This is a genomic window from Robiginitalea sp., assembly GCF_049588695.1.
Lineage (GTDB): Bacteria > Bacteroidota > Bacteroidia > Flavobacteriales > Flavobacteriaceae > Robiginitalea.
In genome coordinates, this window is sequence record NZ_JBAVZJ010000290.1 from 1 (window position 1) to 2903 (window position 2903).

Here is a 2903-nt window from a genome sequence, read left to right on the forward strand (position 1 = left end):
ATCGGAGATATAAACCCGATCATCAAAAATGTATTGGCTACATTGAAACAGGTATGGAACAGGGCGATAGCAACAGGAACAGCCGCTGAATCCACATAAGGGGAACCGGATCCCAGGCGCTCTGTAAGCCAGGCCATGCCTCTGAGAAAAGGATAAAACAAGATGAGCATCCAAACAACCCCCAGGAAATTGAACAACAGGTGCGCCAGGGCCGTTTGCCTGGCTCTGAAATTTCCTACCATGGCGGCGATATTCGCGGTGATCGTCGTGCCGATATTCTCTCCAAGCACCATGGCCGCTGCGGCCTCAAAAGGTATCCATCCCTTAGCGGCCATCAATAAGGTAAGGGCCATAGTAGCGCTGGAGGATTGAATAAGAACTGTCAATACTGTCCCTACTAATAGGAAAAGCAGGACGGAGCCAAAGCCGTGCCGGGTGTAGCGTTCTAAAAATGCCAGGACTTCCGGGGTTTTCTCAATATCCGGCATGTGTTCCTTCAGGAATTCGAGACCGATAAACAACAGCCCGAACCCCACGATGAACGTACCCCAGTATTCCCAGTTCTTCTTCTTAAGGAATGTGAGTCCGACACCCAGGCCTACCAGGGGAAGCGCAATGCTGCTCATACTGACTTTAAACCCTAGCAGGGTGATCATCCAGGCCGTAATCGTCGTCCCGATATTGGCTCCCATAATCACACTCAATGACTCGGTCAGAGTCAGGAGAGACGCATTGGCAAAGCTCACTACCATAAGGGTCGTGGCCGAAGAAGACTGAATTACAGAGGTTATCAGAAATCCGGTGAGCACCCCGAGAAAACGATTGGACGTCAGGCCGGCCAATATGGCCCGCATCCGGTCCCCGGCGAGTTTAGTAAGGGCATCGCTCATGGCTTTCATCCCAAAGAGGAATAGTCCCAGTGCCCCGACCAATTGTAAAATATCTGTAAATGCGTATGTCATTACCGGAATTGCAAGCGGTGTTGTTTATTTTATGTCAACTTAACGTTAGTATAATGTAAATTTATTAAACTCGCGGTAAATAATTCATGAAACCAATCCCATGCGCAACCTCCTTTTAACCCTCTGTTTTCTCTCCGGCATTTTTATGGGTTCAAGCCAGGCCTTATCTCCCCGGCAAATCTTAGACAAAAGCATTTCCTACCACGACCCCAATGGGGTTTGGGGGTCTTTTGAAGGCTCCTTCAATGTACGCATGGATACCCCTGAGCGCCCCCCACGCCTGAGCGAGATAACCATGGATCAGAACGAGGGGCGTTTCCGCCTGCATGTGCAACAAGGGGAGGACGAAAAGACATACGAATTAAACGGCCCGCAATGTACCCTGCATTTAAATGGGAAAGAAGGTTTTTCTGAAGCTGATGCCAAAACGCATCGCCTCACCTGTGAAAGCGCCAAAATGTACAGGGATTATTACTCCTATCTCTATGGACTTCCGATGAAGCTCCGGGATCCGGGAACCCGAATCAGTCCGGAGGCAGAAAAACGGACTTTTAAGGGGAAGGAATATTGGGTTTTAGAAGTGACCTACGATCCCGAAGTTGGTAAAGATCTTTGGTACTTCTATTTCGATCCGAATTCTTTTGCCATGGAAGCGTATCAGTTTTACCACGACAAAACCAAAAATGACGGAGAATACATCATGCTTGAAGGGGAATTCTTATTAAATCAAATGCGCCTGCCCAAAACCCGGCATTGGTACACCAATCGTGATGCCAAACACCTCGGAACTGACATCTTACAGGATTTATAGTGCATTTCATCGATTATCCCCTATAAAATATACGTCTTCCAAGGTTTTTAAATTAGCTTTAAATAAATGATTTAAGGCACATGTCCACGAATTTTCTCGAAAAATCCTATCTGACGACGCATGAATTGGCGATAGGAACCTTTCGCTTTTATAAGCAGGTAGTTGTGGGCCGGGTCCGGGAAGGAATGCAAATTTCCATGGACAATGTATTGCCCCTTCTGGCACTGAGCTGGGAGGCCTATCGCGACACTTCAGTGGTCTATATTTCCGACCGGAAATACTCTTATTCCCTGGATCCAACCATGTATTATGAGGTTCAAAAACTCGCGCCCCACATAACCGGGTATGCCTGGGTGGTTTACAACGAGATCAATCGAAAAACTGCGGAACTCGAAGCCCGCTTTGTACAATGCCCCAAAGCCATCCATCACACTATGGATAATGCCCTGGAATGGTCCGTGAACCTCCTTGAAAACAAGGGTGCAAACTAGACGTGCGCAGGGCGTTCCTTACTCCTCTCCATCCGTGCCCATGAGTTCATAGCCCTGGTTGATCCCTTTTTCCAAAGCCGGGACACCCCGCTTCATCCATACAGGCTCGGGAGCTCCTTGTAAATAATGGTCGAAGAATTGGGCCATCCTGATATTAAAATCCTTCCTGTTCTGAAGTTTTAAGGGCCAGTGGGGCTCTCCGTTGTAATTTAAAAACCAGGACGGTTTACCCAGTCTCCTGAGGCTTACAAAAAATTCAATCCCCTGGTACCACGGAACGTGCCCGTCAGCGTCATTGTGCATGATGAGCAGGGGGGTGTTAATTTTATCGATGTTGAAAATGGGCGAATTCTCCAGATATCGCATAGGGTATTCCCAGGGCGTTCCCCCGATCCTGCTCTGGGTGTGTTCATACTGAAACTGCCGGCTCAGTCCCGTCCACCAGCGGATGCCCCCGTAGGCACTAATCATATTAGGTACCGGGGCCCCGGCCTCAGCTGCCTTAAACATATCTGTTTTGGTCACCAGGTAGGCAATCTGGTATCCGCCCCAACTATGCCCCTGAACGCCAATATTGTCCTTGTCCACGAAACCTTTTTCAATCAGGGCCGTTACCCCTGGAATCACGCAATTATAGGC

The 2903-nt window shown here is 48.6% G+C and carries 4 protein-coding genes; 2 read left to right on the forward strand and 2 right to left on the reverse strand.

The window, feature by feature from the left end; genetic code table 11:
* A partial coding sequence (locus WBV75_RS07150) for a Na/Pi cotransporter family protein (protein WP_424119949.1) occupies positions 1-962 on the reverse strand: 962 nt, incomplete at its 3' end.
* Positions 963-1062: 100 nt separating this feature from the next.
* Between WBV75_RS07150 and WBV75_RS07155 the strand changes: the two genes are divergently transcribed.
* Positions 1063-1773, forward strand: a complete 711-nt coding sequence (locus tag WBV75_RS07155) for a DUF6503 family protein (protein ID WP_424119950.1) — start codon at positions 1063-1065, stop codon at positions 1771-1773.
* An 80-nt stretch (positions 1774-1853) separates the two neighbouring features.
* Positions 1854-2264: a hypothetical protein gene (locus tag WBV75_RS07160; RefSeq protein ID WP_424119951.1), complete on the forward strand. Its 411-nt coding sequence runs from the start codon at positions 1854-1856 to the stop codon at positions 2262-2264.
* A gap of 18 nt (positions 2265-2282) precedes the next feature.
* Here the strand turns inward: WBV75_RS07160 and WBV75_RS07165 are convergent.
* On the reverse strand, positions 2283-2903 hold a 621-nt coding region (locus WBV75_RS07165), incomplete at its 5' end, for an alpha/beta hydrolase family protein (protein WP_424119952.1).